Source organism: Pseudomonas sp. Sample_23 (assembly GCF_004307595.1).
GTDB lineage: Bacteria > Pseudomonadota > Gammaproteobacteria > Pseudomonadales > Pseudomonadaceae > Aquipseudomonas > Aquipseudomonas atacamensis.
Window position 1 is genome coordinate 51,194 of record NZ_RCNX01000047.1, and the last position, 18,106, is coordinate 69,299.

At 60.9% G+C, this 18,106-nt stretch carries 20 protein-coding genes; 10 read left to right on the top strand and 10 right to left on the bottom strand.

Features of this window, described 5'->3' with window-relative positions; all coding sequences use genetic code 11:
* Nucleotides 1-286 precede the first annotated feature (286 nt).
* Nucleotides 287-1,207 carry a histone deacetylase gene (locus D8U82_RS12120; RefSeq protein WP_016773071.1) on the bottom strand — a complete coding sequence of 307 codons (921 nt, stop codon included), beginning with the start codon at nucleotides 1,205-1,207 and terminating at the stop codon, nucleotides 287-289.
* An 82-nt stretch (nucleotides 1,208-1,289) separates the two neighbouring features.
* Between D8U82_RS12120 and D8U82_RS12125 the strand changes: the two genes are divergently transcribed.
* From D8U82_RS12125 to D8U82_RS12135, 3 genes are all read left to right on the top strand, one after another.
* Nucleotides 1,290-1,859 carry a GNAT family N-acetyltransferase gene (locus tag D8U82_RS12125; RefSeq protein ID WP_016773072.1) on the top strand — a complete coding sequence of 190 codons (570 nt, stop codon included), beginning with the start codon at nucleotides 1,290-1,292 and terminating at the stop codon, nucleotides 1,857-1,859.
* A gap of 111 nt (nucleotides 1,860-1,970) precedes the next feature.
* Entirely contained in the window at nucleotides 1,971-2,840 is an 870-nt protein-coding gene (tesB, locus tag D8U82_RS12130) for an acyl-CoA thioesterase II (protein WP_016773073.1), read from the top strand.
* Nucleotides 2,837-3,430: an HAD family hydrolase gene (locus D8U82_RS12135; protein WP_016773074.1), complete on the top strand. Its 594-nt coding sequence runs from the start codon at nucleotides 2,837-2,839 to the stop codon at nucleotides 3,428-3,430. The genes tesB and D8U82_RS12135 overlap by 4 nt, the downstream gene beginning before the upstream one ends.
* A gap of 143 nt (nucleotides 3,431-3,573) precedes the next feature.
* Here D8U82_RS12135 and D8U82_RS12140 read toward each other — a convergent pair whose 3' ends face one another.
* Together D8U82_RS12140 and D8U82_RS12145 are read right to left on the bottom strand one after the other, a co-directional pair.
* A complete protein-coding gene (locus D8U82_RS12140; protein WP_130887736.1) occupies nucleotides 3,574-4,527 on the bottom strand; it encodes an alpha/beta fold hydrolase in 954 nt (317 codons plus the stop codon).
* Nucleotides 4,528-5,412, bottom strand: coding sequence for a neutral zinc metallopeptidase (locus tag D8U82_RS12145; protein WP_016773076.1), 885 nt, complete (start codon nucleotides 5,410-5,412; stop codon nucleotides 4,528-4,530). It lies immediately after the preceding gene.
* 390 nt (nucleotides 5,413-5,802) lie between these two features.
* Here D8U82_RS12145 and D8U82_RS12150 point away from each other — a divergent pair, with 390 nt between their 5' ends.
* Nucleotides 5,803-6,681, top strand: coding sequence for a DMT family transporter (locus tag D8U82_RS12150; protein ID WP_041477756.1), 879 nt, complete (start codon nucleotides 5,803-5,805; stop codon nucleotides 6,679-6,681).
* Between the two features lie 131 nt (nucleotides 6,682-6,812).
* On the opposite strand, the gene D8U82_RS12160 is transcribed toward D8U82_RS12150, so the two are convergent.
* Nucleotides 6,813-8,150, bottom strand: a complete 1,338-nt coding sequence (locus D8U82_RS12160; RefSeq protein WP_024014417.1) for an MFS transporter — start codon at nucleotides 8,148-8,150, stop codon at nucleotides 6,813-6,815.
* A gap of 274 nt (nucleotides 8,151-8,424) precedes the next feature.
* On the opposite strand from D8U82_RS12160, the gene quiC reads away from it, so the two are divergent.
* Nucleotides 8,425-10,326: a 3-dehydroshikimate dehydratase QuiC gene (gene quiC / locus D8U82_RS12165; protein ID WP_130902269.1), complete on the top strand. Its 1,902-nt coding sequence runs from the start codon at nucleotides 8,425-8,427 to the stop codon at nucleotides 10,324-10,326.
* A gap of 102 nt (nucleotides 10,327-10,428) precedes the next feature.
* Nucleotides 10,429-11,106, top strand: coding sequence for a TetR/AcrR family transcriptional regulator (locus D8U82_RS12170; protein WP_016773079.1), 678 nt, complete (start codon nucleotides 10,429-10,431; stop codon nucleotides 11,104-11,106).
* Nucleotides 11,107-11,222: 116 nt separating this feature from the next.
* On the opposite strand, the gene D8U82_RS12180 is transcribed toward D8U82_RS12170, so the two are convergent.
* Together D8U82_RS12180 and aroQ are read right to left on the bottom strand one after the other, a co-directional pair.
* Nucleotides 11,223-12,077, bottom strand: coding sequence for a shikimate dehydrogenase (locus tag D8U82_RS12180; RefSeq protein ID WP_130902270.1), 855 nt, complete (start codon nucleotides 12,075-12,077; stop codon nucleotides 11,223-11,225).
* 5 nt (nucleotides 12,078-12,082) lie between these two features.
* Entirely contained in the window at nucleotides 12,083-12,523 is a 441-nt protein-coding gene (gene aroQ, locus D8U82_RS12185) for a type II 3-dehydroquinate dehydratase (RefSeq protein ID WP_016773081.1), read from the bottom strand.
* A gap of 326 nt (nucleotides 12,524-12,849) precedes the next feature.
* On the opposite strand from aroQ, the gene D8U82_RS12190 reads away from it, so the two are divergent.
* Together D8U82_RS12190 and D8U82_RS12195 are read left to right on the top strand one after the other, a co-directional pair.
* Nucleotides 12,850-13,278: a DUF4160 domain-containing protein gene (locus tag D8U82_RS12190; RefSeq protein ID WP_130902271.1), complete on the top strand. Its 429-nt coding sequence runs from the start codon at nucleotides 12,850-12,852 to the stop codon at nucleotides 13,276-13,278.
* Entirely contained in the window at nucleotides 13,275-13,721 is a 447-nt protein-coding gene (locus D8U82_RS12195) for a DUF2442 domain-containing protein (RefSeq protein WP_122706020.1), read from the top strand. Before D8U82_RS12190 ends, D8U82_RS12195 begins: the two co-directional genes overlap by 4 nt.
* A gap of 54 nt (nucleotides 13,722-13,775) precedes the next feature.
* Here D8U82_RS12195 and trmA read toward each other — a convergent pair whose 3' ends face one another.
* Together trmA and D8U82_RS12205 are read right to left on the bottom strand one after the other, a co-directional pair.
* A complete protein-coding gene (gene trmA, locus D8U82_RS12200) occupies nucleotides 13,776-14,855 on the bottom strand; it encodes a tRNA (uridine(54)-C5)-methyltransferase TrmA (RefSeq protein WP_123443299.1) in 1,080 nt (359 codons plus the stop codon).
* Nucleotides 14,852-16,147: an NCS2 family permease gene (locus D8U82_RS12205; protein WP_130902272.1), complete on the bottom strand. Its 1,296-nt coding sequence runs from the start codon at nucleotides 16,145-16,147 to the stop codon at nucleotides 14,852-14,854. Before D8U82_RS12205 ends, trmA begins: the two co-directional genes overlap by 4 nt.
* Nucleotides 16,148-16,367: 220 nt before the next feature.
* Between D8U82_RS12205 and D8U82_RS12210 the strand changes: the two genes are divergently transcribed.
* Both D8U82_RS12210 and D8U82_RS12215 read left to right on the top strand, forming a co-directional pair.
* A complete protein-coding gene (locus D8U82_RS12210) occupies nucleotides 16,368-16,814 on the top strand; it encodes a DUF4879 domain-containing protein (RefSeq protein ID WP_130887749.1) in 447 nt (148 codons plus the stop codon).
* A gap of 67 nt (nucleotides 16,815-16,881) precedes the next feature.
* Nucleotides 16,882-17,433, top strand: a complete 552-nt coding sequence (locus tag D8U82_RS12215; RefSeq protein ID WP_130887741.1) for a DJ-1 family glyoxalase III — start codon at nucleotides 16,882-16,884, stop codon at nucleotides 17,431-17,433.
* 4 nt (nucleotides 17,434-17,437) lie between these two features.
* On the opposite strand, the gene D8U82_RS12220 is transcribed toward D8U82_RS12215, so the two are convergent.
* Together D8U82_RS12220 and D8U82_RS12225 are read right to left on the bottom strand one after the other, a co-directional pair.
* Nucleotides 17,438-17,725 (bottom strand): HigA family addiction module antitoxin, encoded by a 288-nt coding sequence (locus D8U82_RS12220; RefSeq protein ID WP_016773085.1) that lies wholly within the window; start codon nucleotides 17,723-17,725, stop codon nucleotides 17,438-17,440.
* 14 nt (nucleotides 17,726-17,739) lie between these two features.
* Nucleotides 17,740-18,018 carry a type II toxin-antitoxin system RelE/ParE family toxin gene (locus D8U82_RS12225; RefSeq protein ID WP_038861219.1) on the bottom strand — a complete coding sequence of 93 codons (279 nt, stop codon included), beginning with the start codon at nucleotides 18,016-18,018 and terminating at the stop codon, nucleotides 17,740-17,742.
* Between the last annotated feature and the right edge of the window lie 88 nt (nucleotides 18,019-18,106).

An 18,106-nucleotide genomic window follows, 5' to 3' on the forward strand; every position in this document is an offset into this window, starting at 1 on the left:
CGCTGCGGTATGGCGGGACAAGGCGCGCATTCTAACAGCGCTGAACCCTGTGGGAGACACCATGTGGGAGCGAGCCTGCTCGCGAACGCGGTCTGTCAGTCAATTAGATGTTGTGGGTGCTAAAGCTTTCGCGAGCAGGCTCGCTCCCACCGGGGCTGCGGTGTATTTCGAGGCTGGTTAAAAAATAAACAGTGCGCTGGGCGCCTTGGGCAGCATGGCCTGCAGTCCCTTTCACTCAGGTTATCCACAGGCAGTTCCACAGCGATTGTGGGTAACGCAGCACGTTTCAATGACAGCCGTGTGAATCCCACACTCGTTGCGCGCTGTGATGGAGGATGCCGTGGCGGCGGGCGAGGGCGTGGCGGTCCTTGCTGTAGCCGCCGCCGATCACCCCGACCACCGGAATGTCGCGGCCCAGGCAATGGCGCATCACCCGTTCATCGCGCTCGGCTACGCCCTCGTCGGTCAGTTGCAGATAACCAAGGGCATCGTCCTTGTGCACATCGACGCCGGCGTCGTAGAGCACCAGATCCGGTTGATACAGCGGCAGCAGGTAATTGAGCGTGTCATCGACCACCTGCAGATAGTCGGCATCGCCCATGCCCTTGGGCAGCGGAATATCCCAGTCACTTTCGGCTTTGCGTGCGGGAAAATTCTTTTCGCAGTGCAGGGAAACGGTAATCGCCTCCGGCGTGTCATGCAGAATCCGCGCGGTGCCGTCGCCCTGATGCACGTCACAATCGAAGATCAGCACGCGATTGACCCGGCCGCTCTGTAACAGGTACTGGCTGATGATCGCCAGGTCATTGAAGATGCAGAAGCCGGCGGGGTAATCGTAGTGAGCGTGATGGGTGCCGCCGGCCAGATGACAGGCCAGGCCATGTTCCAGCGCTTGCTCTGCGGCGAGAATCGAACCGCCCACCGCGCGCACCGTGCGCCGCGCCAGCGCTTCGTTCCACGGCAGGCCGAGGCGCCGTTGGTCTTCGCGGGACAACTCGCCGCTCATGTAGCGTTCGATATAGCTGCGGTCATGGGCAAGGGCGAGGATGTCGTTAGGGCAGATCTGCGGGCGCAGCAGGTCGGCGTCGCGGGTCAGGCCGCTGTCGACCAAGTGATCGCGCAGCAGCCGGAACTTGTCCATGGGAAAGCGGTGATCCGCGGGAAACTCGGGGCTGTAGTCTTCGTGGTAGATCAACGGCAAGGGCATGGCTTGTTTCGCGCAGAACCAGGGAAAGAATGAACGATCCTACCAGCGATGTAGACTCAACGGCATGGAAATGGAGGGGACGATGGAGCCGATACTGGAGCTGCAAAGCGCGCGCTTGTTGATGCGTCAATGGCAGGACGAAGATTTGCCGGCATTCGCCGCGATGTGCGCCGATCCGCAGGTGATGCGCTACTTTCCGGCGCCGTTGACCCGGCTCGAAAGCGCCGCATTGATCGGCCGCGTGCGCGGACATTTTGCCGAGCACGGCTTTGGCCTGTGGGCGCTGGAGCGCAAGGACACGGGCGAGTTCATCGGTTTCACCGGGTTGGGCGTGGTCGGCTTCGATGCGCCGTTTACCCCGGCGGTGGAAATCGGCTGGCGGCTGGCCAAGGAACACTGGGGCCTGGGTTACGCCAGCGAAGCGGCGTGGACCGCACTGCGCGCCGGTTTCGACCAGTTGAAACTGGAGGAAATCGTCGCGTTTACCGCCGCGCAGAATGCGCAGTCGGAGAAGGTCATGCAGGCGATCGGCATGCATCACGATCCGCAGGATGATTTCGATCACCCCAAGCTTGCGCTCGATCACCCGTTGCGCCGCCATGTCCTGTATCGCATCAGCCGCGAACAATGGTTGCAAACCTTGCATGAATAAGCCGACACGGACGTTTACAATGGCCGCCATCGTATTTGGCCCGTGCCAGAACCTGAATCGTCCGCCGCAGCCAAGACTGCGCGGCCATTGCTTTGTGTGAGGAGAGTCTGAATGAGCCAAGTGCTGGAAGATCTGGTCGATCTGCTGACCCTGGAACCGATCGAAGAAAACCTGTTCCGTGGTCGCAGCCAGGATCTGGGGTTCCGCCAGTTGTTCGGCGGTCAGGTGCTCGGCCAGTCGCTGTCGGCGGCCAGTCAGACGGTGGAAGAGGCGCGCCATGTGCACTCGCTGCACGGTTATTTCCTGCGCCCGGGCGATGCCAAGTTGCCGGTGGTCTATTCGGTCGATCGCGTGCGTGATGGCGGCAGCTTCAGCACCCGCCGCGTGACGGCGATCCAGAAGGGCCACCCGATCTTCACGTGCAGCGCTTCGTTCCAGTACGACGAAAAAGGCTTCGAGCATCAGGGCCAGATGCCGGCGGTGGTCGGCCCGGAAAACCTGCCCTCGGAGCTGGAGTTGATCCAGCAGCGTGCGCACCTGATTCCCGAGCACATGCGTGAAAAACTGCTGTGCCCGAAACCGATCGAAGTACGCCCGGTCACCGAAAAGGATCCGTACAACCCGCAACCGGCCGATCCGATCAAATATGTGTGGTTCCGCGCCGACGGCGCCCTGGCCGACATTCCTGCGCTGCACAAATACCTGCTGGCCTACGCCTCGGACTTCGGCCTGCTGACCACGTCGATGCTGCCCCACGGCAAGTCGGTCTGGCAGAAAGACATGCAGGTCGCCAGCCTCGATCACGCGCTGTGGTTCCACAACGACCTGCGCGCCGATGACTGGTTGCTCTACGCGATGGACAGTCCGTGGGCCGGCAACTCCCGTGGTTTTTCCCGTGGCAGCGTGTTCAACCGCGCCGGGCAACTGGTCGCTTCGGTGACTCAGGAAGGCCTGATCCGCCATCGCAAGGACTGGGCATGAGCCTGACCGAGGTTCGTCATTGGGTGTTCGACATGGACGGCACGCTGACTGTCGCCGTGCATGATTTCGCGGCGATTCGTGTGGCGCTGGCGATTCCGCCAGAGGACGACATCCTCACCCATCTCGCTGCATTGCCAGCGGATGAAGCAGCGGCCAAGCATGCCTGGTTGCTCGAGCACGAACGCGATCTGGCGCTGGGCTCGACCCCGGCCACCGGCGCGGTTGAGCTGGTGCGCGACCTGCATGCGCGCGGTTATCGCCTCGGCATTCTCACGCGCAATGCGCGTGAGCTGGCGCACGTGACGCTGGAGGCGATCGGCCTGGCTGACTGCTTCGCGGTTGAGGATGTGCTGGGTCGCGACGAAGCACCACCGAAACCACATCCCGGCGGATTGCTGAAACTGGCCGAAGCCTGGCAAGTGCCGGCCAGTGACATGGTGATGGTCGGCGATTACCGTTTTGATCTGGATTGCGGTCGAGCAGCGGGGGCGCGGACGGTATTGGTGAACCTGCCGGATAACCCGTGGCCGGAGTTGACCGATTGGCATGCGAAGGATTGTGTTGAGTTGCGGCGGATGCTGTTTGCCTGACATCTTCGTCGCCTGAGCCGGCCCCTTCGCGAGCAAGCTCGCTCCCACATTGGATCTTCAGTGCACACATATTTTGTGCATGTCATAGAGCTATGTGGGAGCGAGCTTGCTCGCGAAGGGGGCGGTGAATTCAGCAAAAAAACCTACTGATCAAACAACGCCTTCTGCCCCTCCGCCGACGTCAGCATTCCATCCCCGTCATGCCCGACTCCAGGCACCTCCACCAGCCGCTGATTGACCCCCTCGGGATGCCGGCGCAGTAAGTAGCCGAAATACATTTTTCCGCGCATCAACCGGTAAGCCCCTTGCGCCTCGGCCGCGCAGCTCTTGTCCAGCGCCGGATGTTCCGGATCGACGTCCTGCTGCCCGAGCAGATAAATCACCTCGCGTTTGACGTAAGCGCTCTCGACCTGCAACGGCGTTTGCCCGCCGGCATACACCGGCATGTCCGCCAGGCCGTACTTCCAGCGATTGAAACCAGGACATTGCGCGTGATCGAACGCCACTGGCCGCTGCTCGTTGAAGTACGCATAAGAAGAAGGATTGGCCACCACATAGCGCAAGCGAATGCCGTTGGCCTTGAGCGCTGGCTGATCCTTGGCCAGCAGGGCGTAACGCTGCACCACTTGGCCCCCGCCAGAGTGGCCGAAGATCACGATCTGCTTCACGTCCGGAAACTGTTTGCGATCGCTGACCCGCGCGACGATTTCATCCAGCGCCGCGTAGGAGCTCAGCGGATTTGGCCCGGTGGACAAGCCGCCGCCCATCCACTCGTTGCCCTGCCAGCGCAGCACCGTCGGCGGCAAGGAATACAGGGTGACGTCACTTTCATTGAGAAACTGCGGAGCGATCACCAGCGTGTGCGCGGTCTGCCCGGCGAGTTCGGCGGCGCTTTCCGCGCTTTTGCGGTAGGTCTCGGCGTTGCGCAGGCGACCGTGAATGACGATCAGCACCCGCTCGATCTTCTCCGGTGCCGGGCCGATGCCCACCGCCATTTCCCCGGCCTTGAGTTGCAGGCGACCGGGGCTGATCGCATCGACGCCGGCCGCTTGCGCGGTGCCGACGATGAACAGTAACGCCACAAGCCATTTATGCATTTACAGGGTTTTCGCCGCGAAGGTGTCGCACTGGCTTACCTGGCCTTGCGCGAATCCGGTTTTGAACCAGCGCACCCTTTGCGCTGACGTACCGTGGGTAAACGAGTCCGGCACCACACGGCCCTGACCCTGTTGCTGCAAGCGATCATCGCCGATGGCGTTGGCGGCATTCAAGGCTTCCTCGATGTCGCCCGGTTCCAGCCAGTTCAGGCGTTTCTGCGCGTTATACGCCCAGACACCGGCGAGACAGTCCGCCTGCAATTCCTGGCGAACCAGCAAGCCGCCGTCGCCCTCCATCTGCCGGCCTTGCTGACGCGCCGCCTGCATCTTCGCCGAGACGCCCAGCAGCGTCTGCACATGATGGCCGACTTCGTGCGCAATCACGTAAGCCTGAGCGAAATCGCCGGCGGCTTTGAAGCGCTGCGACATTTCCTGAAAGAAGGCCATGTCCAGATAGACCTTCTGGTCGGCCGGGCAGTAGAACGGGCCGGTGGCAGAAGTGGCCATGCCGCACGCGGAGTTCACCCGATTGCTGAACAGCACCAGTGTCGGGTCTTTGTATTGGCGTCCGGCCTGCTGGAAGATCGGACCCCAGGTGTCTTCGGTGTCGCCGAGGATCGAGCGGACGAATTCAGCCTGTTCATCATTGGCCGGTGGCGCCTGGCGGGTTTGCGAGGTGGGCGCCGGCTGCTCCATCTGCCCGGTCAACTGGCCGAGAATCTGCATCGGGTCCTGGCCGGTGAGCCAGCCGATGCCGACAATCAGCACGATGGCCGTCAGGCTCAGGCCCTTGCCGCCGCCGAAGCGCATGCCGCCGCCACCGCCGGCATCATCACCCCGGGCGTCGACGACGTTGTCACTGCGTCGGCCTTTTTTCCATAGCATATGGGAATCCTCTTTTATTGCCGGTGATGAATCTGCTGGTGATGAGTGTTGCCGCTGTGTGAGTGTGGCGCCAGTCCGGTCGTCCGTCCATGCACACGCGCCCACATGGTGCGGGCCTGGTATTGACGGTCGAGCGGGCCGTGAATTCAATCCCGAGTGGAATTTCTTCCGTCGAATTCATGAACCCGCTGTTTCGACGGCAGTCTGTGATGTTGCACACTGGCCGGGCGCCGAAGTGGCGGGAATCTTGCCTCAAGGTTTTGCCTGGCGGCGGTTTCCCGGCGAAGAAGAGTGCAACCTGTGCGGTTGCTGAAAGCTCAGCCGACTATGATTGCCACAACGATTGCCGCCAGCGCGAACGCTCGCCCGGATTTTTTTCAGAGATTGCCAATGACCGTCAGCACCCCGCTCTCCGGTGTCAACCAGCCCTTCAAGGGGATTCTGCTGATTGTCGTGGCGACGTTCCTGTTTTCCAGTCACGACGCGCTGTCGAAATACCTCTCCGGTTTTTATCCGATCGTGATGGTGGTGTGGGCGCGCTATGTGGTGCACACCTTGTTGATGGCGGGGATTTTCCTGCCGCAGTCCGGCTTGCGTGTGCTGCGCACCAAAAAACCGTTATGGCAGCTCGCCCGTGCCCTGTGCCTGCTCGGCACCAGCCTGTTTTTCACCACGGCGCTGCTGTACATCCCGCTGGCCGAAGCCACGGCGGTCAACTTTCTCGCACCGGTATTGGTGACGGCATTGTCGGTGCCGTTGCTCAAGGAACGGGTGACGCGCGGGCAGTGGATCGCGGTGATCTGCGGCTTCATCGGCGTGCTGATCATCGTCCACCCGGGCGGCGAACTGTTCACCCCGGCGATCCTGCTGCCGTTCTGCTCGGCGCTGTTCTTCTGCTTCTACCAATTGCTGACGCGCAAGCTCGCCGAAGTGGACAGCCCGACCACCAGCAACTTCTTCGCCGGGCTGTGCAATACCTTGGTGATGAGCGCGCTGGTGCCGTTCTTCTGGCAGGTGCCGACGTTGCCTCATGCCGCGCTGATGCTGGCGCTGGGCAGCTGCGGGATGACGGCGCATCTGTTCCTGACCCAGGCCTTCCGTCACGCAGCACCAGCCTTGCTGGCGCCGTTCGGCTATTGCCAGATTGTCTTTGCCGGATTGTTGGGCTGGCTGCTGTTCAATCACACCCCGAGCGGGTTGACGGTGATTGGTATTGCGGTGATCTGTTGCAGCGGATTGGCGGCAGCGTGGCAGCAGAGCCGGCGCTGAAGAGCGGATCCCGGTACAACTTGTGGGAGCGAGCCTGCTCGCGAAAGCGGTGGGTCAGTCGCCATATTCAGCGGCTGACGTGACGCCTTCGCGAGCAGGCTCGCTCCCACAATGGGATGTATGCAGGCAGGTTATTCGGTAACGGTCGGAATCTTGCGCGGTGCCATGAAGTACATCCACGTCAGTGCGAGGAAGTACATCGCCGGAATCAGCGTGAACAGCACCGTGTAGTTGTTGTTGGTGACGGTGAGGATGTGGCCGACGATCTGGGTCATGAACATCCCGCCGATCGCCGCGCACATGCCGCCGAAGCCGAACACCGTGCTCATCATGTGCTTGGGCGTGTAGTCCATCACCAGGCTCCAGATGTTCGCAGTCCAGGCCTGATGCGCGCCGATCGCCAGCGAGATCGCCGCCACCGCCACCCACAGGTTCGCCGAGCCGGCGGCCATCACCACGCCGATGATGCAGCAGGCAAACAGCAACATCGACAGCAGCCGCGCCTTGATCGAATTCATGCCGCGACCGATCAGGAACGACGACAGAATCCCGCCGCCGACACTGCCGAAGTCAGCCGTGACGTAGATGATGATCAGCGGAATGCCCATCTGCGTCACGTTGATGCCGAGGTTGTATTGCTGATTGAGAAACGGCGGCAGCCAGTACAGATAGAACCAGAACACCGGCGCGGTCAGTGAGTAGGCGAGGGCGAAGGCCCAGGTGCCGCGCATGCGCAGGATCTTGCTGAACGGCACGCGCGCCTGTTCCGGTTCGACTTGCTGCTGGATGTAATCGAGCTCCGACTGTTTCACCGTCGGGTGATCTTCCGGATTGAAGTATTTCAGGCCCCAGAACAACAGCCAGATCCCGCCGAGTGCGGCCATGCAGAGGAACGCCGCTTGCCAGCCCCACACATGCAGGACCAGTGGCAGCAGCATCGGCGTGAACATCGCGCCGACGTTGGTGCCGGCGTTGAAAATGCCGGTAGCGACTGCACGTTCACCGGCCGGGAACCACAGGCGCGTGGTCTTCACGCAGGCCGGGTAGTTGGCCGCTTCCGTCAGGCCGAGGATGAAGCGGCAGACCATGAAGCCGACCGCCGAAGTCGCCAGGCCATGGGCGCCGGTGGCCAGACTCCAGAGCAGCACGGCGCAGAAGAACACACGCTTGACGCCGACCCGGTCGATCAGGCGTCCCTGCAGGACAAAACCGATCGCGTAGCCGACCTGAAACCAGAAGTTGATGTTGGCGTAATCCATCGCCGTCCAGCTCATTTCCTTGGCGAGGATCGGCTGCATGACGCCGAGGGCGGCGCGGTCGATGTAGTTGAGGGTGGTGGCAAAAAACACCAGCGCCAGCATGCCCCAGCGGGTCTTGCCGACAGCCATGGCGCCGCGGATCTTGTCGCCAATGCCACCCGTGGCAGTGCTCATGGCCGGAGCCATGCGGGAAGTCTGTGAAGGAATCATGTGTTCCACCCGTTTTTGGATTTGTTATTTGGTGTTCTTTTCTGTCGAACACCTTGCCCGGCGGTTAGTGGCCGGACTCGATGTGCAACCGATGTTGGGCAGTGAACAAAAAATCGTCAATTCGCCAAATCGCCTTAGTGTTCGATAATCGCACGCAAAACTAACCGGGTAGTACACTTTAAATTGCTGCGCGCAGGGATGCAGCCAATAATTTGCTCATCCTATAAAAGCGGCGCGGCTCACGCAGCCGCCGTCTCCAAACGGGAGTTGAAACATGCAGCGTTCCATTGCCACCGTTTCCTTGAGCGGCACCCTGCCGGAAAAACTCGAAGCCATTGCCGCCGCCGGGTTCGACGGCGTGGAGATTTTCGAAAACGACCTCTTGTACTACGACGGCAGTCCCCGGGAAATTAAACAGATGTGCGCCGATCTGGGGATCGCCATCACCCTGTTTCAGCCGTTTCGTGACTTCGAAGGTTGCCGCCGCGATCGCCTGGCGCGCAACCTCGAGCGTGCCGAGCGCAAGTTCGATCTGATGCAGGAACTTGGCACCGACCTGGTGCTGGTCTGCAGCAACGCCTCGCCGGACAGTGTCGGCGATCAGCAAATCCTCGTCGATGATTTGCGCCTGCTGGCCGAACGCGCCGGCGCCCGTGGCTTGCGCATCGGTTACGAAGCGCTGGCGTGGGGCCGTCACGTCAATACTTATCAACAGGTCTGGGACATCGTTCGTCAGGCTGATCACCCCAACCTCGGCGTGCTGCTCGACAGCTTTCACACCCTGTCGCTGAAGGGCGATCCCAGCGCGATCGCCGACATTCCCGGCGACAAGATCTTCTTCGTGCAAATGGCCGACGCGCCGATCCTGGCCATGGACGTGCTGGAGTGGAGCCGGCATTTCCGTTGTTTCCCGGGGCAGGGCGAATTCGATCTGCCGGGTTTCCTCGCGCCGATCATCAAGAGTGGTTATACCGGACCGTTGTCGCTGGAAATCTTCAACGACGGCTTCCGCGCCGCGCCCCCGCGAGCCAACGCCGCCGACGGTTTGCGCTCGCTGCTGTATCTGGAAGAGAAGACCCGTCAGCGTCTCGAGCAGGAAGCGCCGCCGGTGGCCAACCGTGACATTCTTTTCGAAACGCCGCCGGCCAGCGAATACAACGGGGTTGAATTTCTCGAGTTTGCCGTCGACGAAGCGTTGGGCGCGAAGCTCAGTCACTGGCTGCAACGCCTCGGTTTTGCCAAGGCCGGGCAGCATCGCTCCAAGAGCGTCAGCCTGCTGCGTCAGGGCGATATCAACCTGATCCTCAACTCCGAGCCGTATTCGTTCGCCCACAGCTTTTTCGAAGCTCACGGCCCGTCGCTGTGCGCCACGGCCGTGCGGGTCAAGGACAGCGCCAGTGCGCTGGCCCGCGCAGTCGCTTACAAGGGGCAGCCCTATCGCGGGCTGGTCGGGCCGAATGAACTGGAACTGGCGGCGGTGCGCGCACCGGACGGCAGCCTGATTTATCTGGTCGATGCGGACGCCGACGTGTACGGCACCGATTTCAATCTGTTGCCGGACGCGCAGACCAGCGGCGGCCTCAAGCGTATCGATCACATGGCCATGGCCCTGCCTGCCGACAGCCTCGACAGTTGGGTGCTGTTCTACAAAAGCCTGCTGGATTTCGAAGCCGACGATGAAGTGGTCTTGCCCGATCCGTACGGTCTGGTGAAGAGCCGCGCACTGCGCAGTCGCGACAGCTCGATCCGGCTGCCGCTGAACATCTCCGAGAACCGCAACACTGCTATTTCGCATGCGCTATCGAGTTATCGCGGCTCCGGTGTGCACCACATCGCCTTCGATTGTGACGACATCTTCGCCCAGGTCAGTCGCGCCAAAGAGGCCGGCGTGCCGCTGCTGGACATCCCGCTGAATTACTACGACGACCTCGCCGCGCGTTTCGATTTCGACGATGAGTTTCTCAGCGAGCTGGCCTATTACAACGTGCTCTACGACCGTGACGCCCAGGGCGGCGAGTTGTTTCATGTCTACACCGAGTCGTTCGAAGGGCGTTTCTTTTTCGAGATCATCCAGCGCAAGAATGGCTATGCCGGCTACGGCGCGGCCAACGTTGCGGTGCGGCTGGCGGCGATGGCCAAATCGCGCAGCGGTGCGGTTCGTCAGGCGAAGTTGTAGGGAATTCGTAAACGCGGGATCAAACACCGGCTGCGCGGCTTCCTTCACTGTCCCGCGCGGCCCATAATCGCCAGCTTGTGCAGTGATGGCCGTGAGCCCGCGATGACCATGAATTCAGAACTTTCCGCCGCTGCTGTCGAGTCCGACGCAGTGCCGCGCAAGAGTCGCAAGAACAACCCGGAAAAGACCCGCGAGAACATTCTCCAGGAGGCGATCGTCGAGTTCGTCCAGCAGGGTTTGTCCGGCGCCCGCGTCGACGCGATCGCCGAGCGTATCCACACTTCCAAGCGCATGATCTATTACTACTTCGGCAGCAAGGAGCAGTTGTACGTCGAAGTGTTGGAGAAGCTATACGGCGATATCCGCAGCACGGAAAACCGCCTGCATCTGGATGAGCTGCCGCCCGAGCTGGCGATCCGCCGACTGGTGGAGTTCACCTTCGATCACCATGACCACAACGTCGATTTCGTGCGCATTGTCAGCATCGAAAACATCCACAACGCCGAGTACGTAAAGCGTTCCGATGCGATCAAGGCGCTGAACAACACGATCCTCGATACCTTGGGCGGGATTCTGCAACGGGGCGCGGACGAAGGTCTGTTCCGGCGTGGCATCGATGCGCTGGACGTGCATCTGCTGATCAGTTCGTTCTGCTTCTATCGCGTGTCGAACCGTCACACGCTGGGGGAGATCTTCCAGATCGACCTGCCGGACGAAACCATCAAGCAGCGCCATCGCGAGATGATCTGCGAATCGGTGTTGCGCTACCTGAAGGCCTGAATCGGTCTCCCTGTGGGAGCGAGCCTGCTCGCGAAAGCGGTGTGTCAGTCGCCCTGTTCGTTGACTGAATCGACGCCTTCGCGAGCAGGCTCGCTCCCACAGAGTTACCCTGTTGTTCAGCCATTCATGCTTTGAAAATGCTCAAGCATGCGCTGCGCATCCGGCACCACGCCGCTGAACAGTTCAAACGCCTTCACCGCCTGAAACACCGCCATGTTGCCGCCATCCAGCGTGCGGCAACCCAAGGCGCGGGCGTCGCGCAGCAGTTCGGTTTCCAGCGGGAAATACACAATCTCCGCGACCCACATTTCCCTGCGCAGCAACCCGGCCGGCACCGGTGAACCCGGCAGCTTGGCCATGCCCATCGGCGTGGTGTTGACCAGACCATCGGCCTGCGCCAGCGCCCTGGGCAAATTCGCTCCGGCCTGTGCGCGACTGGCGCCAAAATGTTGATTCAGATTGTTTGCCAGGCTCTCGGCACGCTCGCGGTCGACGTCAAAAATCGTCAATTGCCGTACGCCTTCGCTGAGCAGCGCGTGGGCCACCGCCGCGCCAGCGCCACCGGCGCCCATCTGGACGACGCGTTCACGGGCAGCGTCTGTCAGACCCCGGCGAAAACCCTCGGCGAAACCGAGGCAATCGGTGTTGTGGCCGACACGCTTGCCGTCCTTCAGCACCACCGTGTTCACCGCGCCGATGCCACGGGCTTCCGGCGACAACTCATCGAGCAGCGGGATGACCGCCTGTTTGCACGGGAAAGTGATGTTCAGCCCGGTGTAATTCATTCGCTCCGCCGCCTGCAGCAAGTCGGGCAGAGCCGTGCTGTCGAGGCGCAATTGATCGAGGTCGATGAGCTGGTACAGATACCGCAGGCCCTGCGCATCACCTTCGTGCTCGTGCAGTGCCGGCGTGCGTGAAGCCTGAATCCCGGCGCCGATCAGCCCGGCGAGTATCACCTTGGAACGCGACATGGCTCTTACCTCTGCAACCGCTGGCTGAAATGCTCCAGCGCCAGGCGATAGCCATGGCTGCCGAACCCGCACATCACCGCCGTGGCAATGCCGGAAACAAATGAATGATGACGAAACGGCTCACGGGCGTGGACATTGGACAGGTGCACCTCGATCACCGGCAATTCACTGGCGACCAGCGCATCTCGAATCGCCACGGACGTGTGCGTCCACGCCGCCGGATTGATCACGATCCCGGCACAACGACCACGCGCGGCGTGAATCCAGTCGAGCAGCTCGCCTTCATGATTGGTCTGGCGAAATTCCACGGTCAGACCGAACTCGTCAGCCGCGCGACCACACAGCGCGGAAATATCCGCCAGGGTTTCATGACCATAAGTCGCCGGCTCGCGGGTGCCGAGCAGGTTCAGGTTCGGGCCGTTAAGCACCAGAACGGTAGGGGACATGGGGTAACTCCACTTCTTGTTTTTGGCATCGGCCGAGAGGTTCCGGCCTGTGGAGATAAAATGTACTAGATGGTTACATCGGTCAATTGGAAGACTTTAAGAGCAGTAATTTTCGTTCGGTGATCGCACAGGAGGGATCATGCCAAGCGTAATTTCAAAACGTAACGACAGCTTTTCTTACGTTTTTCTCGACTCATTTCTCGAGCCCCAACCCCACGCCCGCTAGTCTTCAGTGACCTCCGGCACATCGCTTTGTGTTAACCGGTCGTCGGACTCGAAAGGAAATTCGAGATCTGGAAATCAATTAACCTAACGGATGGGTTAGCATGAAGATATGCAGCTACAAAGGAATGTCGATTCGCATCATGTTGAGAGACGAACACTGTCCACCGCACGCCCATGTAGATGCGGGTGCCTGGAATGCCCGCTTCCGGTTCAGCTTCTGGCACAACGAAGTTGATCTGTGGGATGTCGTGCCGTTGTCCCGACGACCACCGCTCACTGTGCTTAACGGCTTGTGTCTGTCACTTGGACAACCGGTGCACTTGCGTAGAGCACGAGGGATCTGGTGGTCGGCCGTGAAGACCGCTTGTCTCGATAATCAGATATGGGACTGCCAGGCAAACGAAGTGCCCGTAATGAAACCAGTCACCGACGAGACCTACAGGATCGGATCGGCGCGCTATGACCCCGATGCAGACAAGGTGCTGCTGTCCTTGATCGGCAAGTTGGAAGGAGTTGAGATCGAATTATGAAGGTCATCAAGGCAAAACCGTCGGTGCATCGCCCCCTGACGGAAGAGATGCTCGATGCCGCCATCACACTTGGCGAAGTACGACAGGCCAATAGTTTGCAGGCCGTGTCAGTGAGCTTCGAAGAATCCTCTTTGGTCATTCGTTTCGAGGACGGCAGCGGTGTGTTGCTTCCGGTGAAGCTGTATCCCGAATTCGCGGGGTTTGAAGCGGCCGATTATGCAAGCCTGACGATCGGCTTCGCCGGCACTGCGCTGTGCCATGAGGGCAAGGATCTGGATATTTCCATTGCCGGAATGATTTCAGCGAGCCCGCCGCTTATGCGGATGGCCGCGTCGGTCGTCGCCTCGCGCAACGGGCGTCAAAGCAGCGCTGCGAAATCTGCGGCAGCGCGAGCCAATGGCAAAAAAGGCGGGCGTCCACGCAAAACTGATATCGCGCCATAGCACCCACAAAAAAGCCGTCAATCACGACGGCTTTTCCGTATCAGCTACCCGCAATCAACGCCGGGTCAGCAGCACACCGGATTCCATGTGATGGGTCCACGGGAACTGGTCAAACATCGCGCACTTGGTAATGCGGTGGGTGTCATGCAACTGGGCGATGTTGGCCGCCAGGGTGTCCGGGTTGCAGGAAATGTAGAGGATGTTGTCGAAGCGCCGGGTCAGTTCGCAGGTGTCCGGGTCCATGCCGGCGCGTGGTGGGTCGACGAAGACGCTGCCGAATTCGTAGCTCTTCAGATCGATGCCGTGCAGGCGACGGAACGGGCGCACTTCGTTGAGCGCTTCGGTCAGTTCCTCGGCGGACAAGCGCACCAGCGTGACGTTATCCACAGCGTTTTCGCTGAGATTGCTCAGGGCCGCGTTGACCGAAGTCTTGCTGATTTCGGTAGCGAGCACTTTGCGCACGCGAGTCGCCAGCGGCAGGGTGAAGTTACCGTTGCCGCAGTACAGCTCGAGCAGATCGTCGCTGCGATCGCCCAAGGCTTCGTATGCCCAATTGAGCATCTTCTGGTTCACCGTGCCGTTGGGCTGGGTGAACGCGCCTTCGGGCTGGCGATAGCTGAAGGTGCGGCCGCCGACTTCGAGTTTCTCCACGACATAGTCCTGACCGAGCACTTCGCGCTTGCCTTTGGAGCGGCCGATGATGCTCACGCCCAGATCCGCCGACAACTGAGTTGCCGCCGCATGCCAGTGCTCGTCCAGCGGACGGTGATAGCACAGGGTGATCATCGCGTCGCCGGCCAGCGTGGTCAGGAATTCGACCTGGAACAACTTGTGGCTCAGCGCCGAACTGGCTTGCCACGCGGCCTTCAACTGCGGCATCAACTGGTTGATGCGCAGGCTGGCAATCGGGAATTCTTCGATGAGTATCGGCGTGCGCTTGTCGTCCTGAGAGAACATCGCGTAATGCCGCTCGCCGCCCTCGCGCCACAGGCGGAATTCGGCGCGCAGGCGGAAGTTCTGCAGAGGCGAGTCAAACACCGTCGGCTCGGGTGCATCGAACGATGCCAGCAGATCACGCAAGCGCGTGACCTTGGCCTCGAGTTGTTCGGCGTAGGCTTGGGAATCGAAACTCATGCGTTGAACCAACCCAACTTGATCACAAACAGAATCGACAGAATCACCAGAGCCGGGTTCAGCTCACGGGCACGGCCGGACAGCAGCTTGATGGCGGTCCAGGCGATGAAGCCGAAGGCGATGCCGTTGGCGATCGAATAGGTGAACGGCATGGCCAGTGCGGTAACCACAACCGGTGCTGCCACGGTGATGTCGTCCCAGTCTATTTCCGCCAGGCCGGAAGTCATCAGCACCGCGACGAACAGCAGCGCTGGCGCGGTGGCGAATGCCGGAACGCTGGCCGCCAAGGGCGAGAAGAACAGCGCCAGCAGGAACAGGATTGCCACGACGATGGCGGTCAGGCCCGTGCGGCCACCGGCACTGACGCCGGCAGCGGATTCGATGTAACTGGTGGTGGTCGACGTGCCCAGCAGCGAGCCGGCCATGGCCGCCGTACTGTCGGCGATCAGCGCACGGCCCATTTTCGGCATGTGGCCGTCCTTGCCCATCAGGCCGGCGCGCTTGGCGACGCCGATCAGGGTCCCGGAGTTGTCGAACAGGTCGACGAACAGGAAGGCGAAGATCACGCTGACCAGACCGATGTCCAGTGCGCCTTTGATGTCCAGTTGCAGGAAGGTCGGCGCCAGCGACGGCGGCATCGACATGATGCCGCCGAACTCGGTGACGTTCAGTACGATCGAGGCGATGGTTACGGCGAGAATGCCGATCAGCACCTCGCCGCGCACTTTCAGCGCTTCGAGGGCGACGATCACGGCGAAGCCGACGGTGGCCAGAATCGGTGCCGGTTTGGTCAGATCGCCGAGGCCGACCATGGTCGCCGGGTTGCTGACCACGATACCGGCGTTGTGCAGGGCGATCAGCGCCAGGAACAGGCCGATACCGGCGGCAATCGCCGAGCGCAGTGGCAGCGGAATGGCGTTGATGATCCATTCGCGGATGCGGAAGATCGACAGCAGGAAAAACAGCACGGCGGAAATGAACACCGCACCCAGCGCCACCTGCCAGGTGTGGCCCATGTGCAGCACCACGGTGTAGGTAAAGAAGGCGTTCAGGCCCATGCCCGGAGCGAGGGCGATCGGGTAGTTGGCGATCAGGCCCATCACGGTCGAGCCGATGGCGGCCGCCAGACAGGTGGCGACGAAAATTGCGCCCTTGTCCATGCCGGTCTCGCCGAGGATGCTCGGGTTGACGAACAGAATGTAAGCCATGGCCAGGAAAGTCGTGACGCCCGCAAGAATTTCGGTGCGCACGTTGGTGTTGTGTGCCTTGAGTTGAAACAGCCTTTCCAGCATGTCTGCTCCCCGTGGCGCGCGTGGCGCCGTGAATGTATCGACCTCAACAGCAAAGCACAGACCGTCGCAAGCGCCTGGGAAATTGTCGTGGGTCGGAAAAAGCCGCGCATCATACCAGCCGCGTGAGGAATTTGGCGGATGTTGGTGTCGATCGTCGGCGAAGTTTTGCGCAGCCGACAACTGCGCCATACTGCGCGCTGATTTTTTGGAGTGGGCAGGCATGCGCAACGGCGGGATCAGGATTTTCGGATGGATTGCAGCACTGCTGCTGACAGCTCCGGCGTTCGCGGCATCGGCGCCGCCGCTCACCGAGGTGAAGGTGATCAAAGTGCAATCGCCATCCTGCGGTCTGGAAGATATTGCCGATAACCAGCCGCAAACCCAATGCAATCACAGCGGGCCGAATATCAAGGTCTATGTGCTGGAAGTCGGCTATGGCCAGAACCAGCCACACGTGACTTTGGATGGCTTCGAGGTCAACGGCACCCGAGGTCCGGTGTGCGCCTTCGATAATGGCAATCTCACTGAATGCATCCCTGGCAGCAAAACCGTCGGTTCTCTTTATACCTTCGATCTGGCCGGCAAACAGCAAGGCACCTTCAACTTCAGCAACACCTCGATCAACGCTCCGCGCAACACGCTTTCGACTCAGCTTTACATCAAGTAACGGCTGTCTGCGAACAAGGTGGGACAAAGCTGACTACGCTTGACTGACTACCCAGCGGAAAGCGCCCATGATTTCCAGAGCCCTGATTGCCCTCGCCGAGGGCATCGACGATTTGCAAAGCGTGACCCTGATCGACGTACTGCGCCGCGCCGGCATCGAAGTGGTCGCCGCCAGCATCGAAGGTCGGCGCATGCTGACCTGTGCGCGCGGCACCCGGCTGACTGCCGACGGCATGCTGGTCGATGTGCTGGCACAGACTTTTGACCTGATCGTCCTGCCAGGCGGTGCCGTCGGTTCCCGGCATCTGGCGGCGCATCAGCCCTTGCAGCAATTGCTCAAGGACCAGGCCAGCGCCGGCCGACTGTTCGCCGCCATCGGCGAAGCCCCAGCCACCGCCCTCCAGGCATCAGGCGTGCTGCGCCAGCGCCGCATGACCTGCCTGCCCGGCGCCAGCCATCAGTTGTCCGGCTGTACGTTTGTTGATCAACCGGTGGTGGTCGACGGCAACTGCATCACCGCCCAAGGCTCGGGCGCGGCGCTGGAATTTGCCCTGACCCTGGTCGAGCAGCTTGGTGGCAAGGCGTTGCGGGCGAGGGTGGCGGGGGAGTTGATGGCCTGACGGGTCAGCCGTGGGCTGCGAGGGGTTCTATCATTGGTTGCTCACGGTGCTCCGCTTGCCAAAGATCGTAGTCGGTTTGGACGCCTAGCCAAACGCGCGCCTTGCCGATCCCTGCACGCTCAAGTCGTACTGCCAGATCCGGGCTGATTGGCGCGTGTCCGTGCAGTACGCGCGAAAGATGCGGGCGTGCAAAGCCAAGGTGCCGGGCCAATTCACTCACGCTGATACCAAGCTCGGGCAAGACATCCAGCAGCAGGGTTTCACCGGGGTGTGGCGGGTTGTGCATGGGCATGAGCCTGCCTCCTGTCAGTGGTAGTCCAGATAATCGACCAATTCGATATCCGAACCGACAAAACGAAAGATCACTCGCCAGTTGCCTGAAACGCTGAGCGACCAGTATTCACTCAGCTCGCCTTTCAACGGATGCAGGCGCCAGCCCGGCAAGTCCAGATCGCCGGGAAGTGTCGCTCGATCCATGAACTGCAACATGCGCGACAGCCGTTTTGCATGGTCGGCACGAATTCCACGAGTCGTACCTGTTTCATAGAAGCCACGAAGGCCTTTGTGCTGAAAGGATTTGATCATGGCGGCGAGTGTAAGGCGATACATTACACTCAGTGCGGTAACTATGTACCGCACGTTGTCGCTTGATATGTGCTGAGCAGGTGAGTTT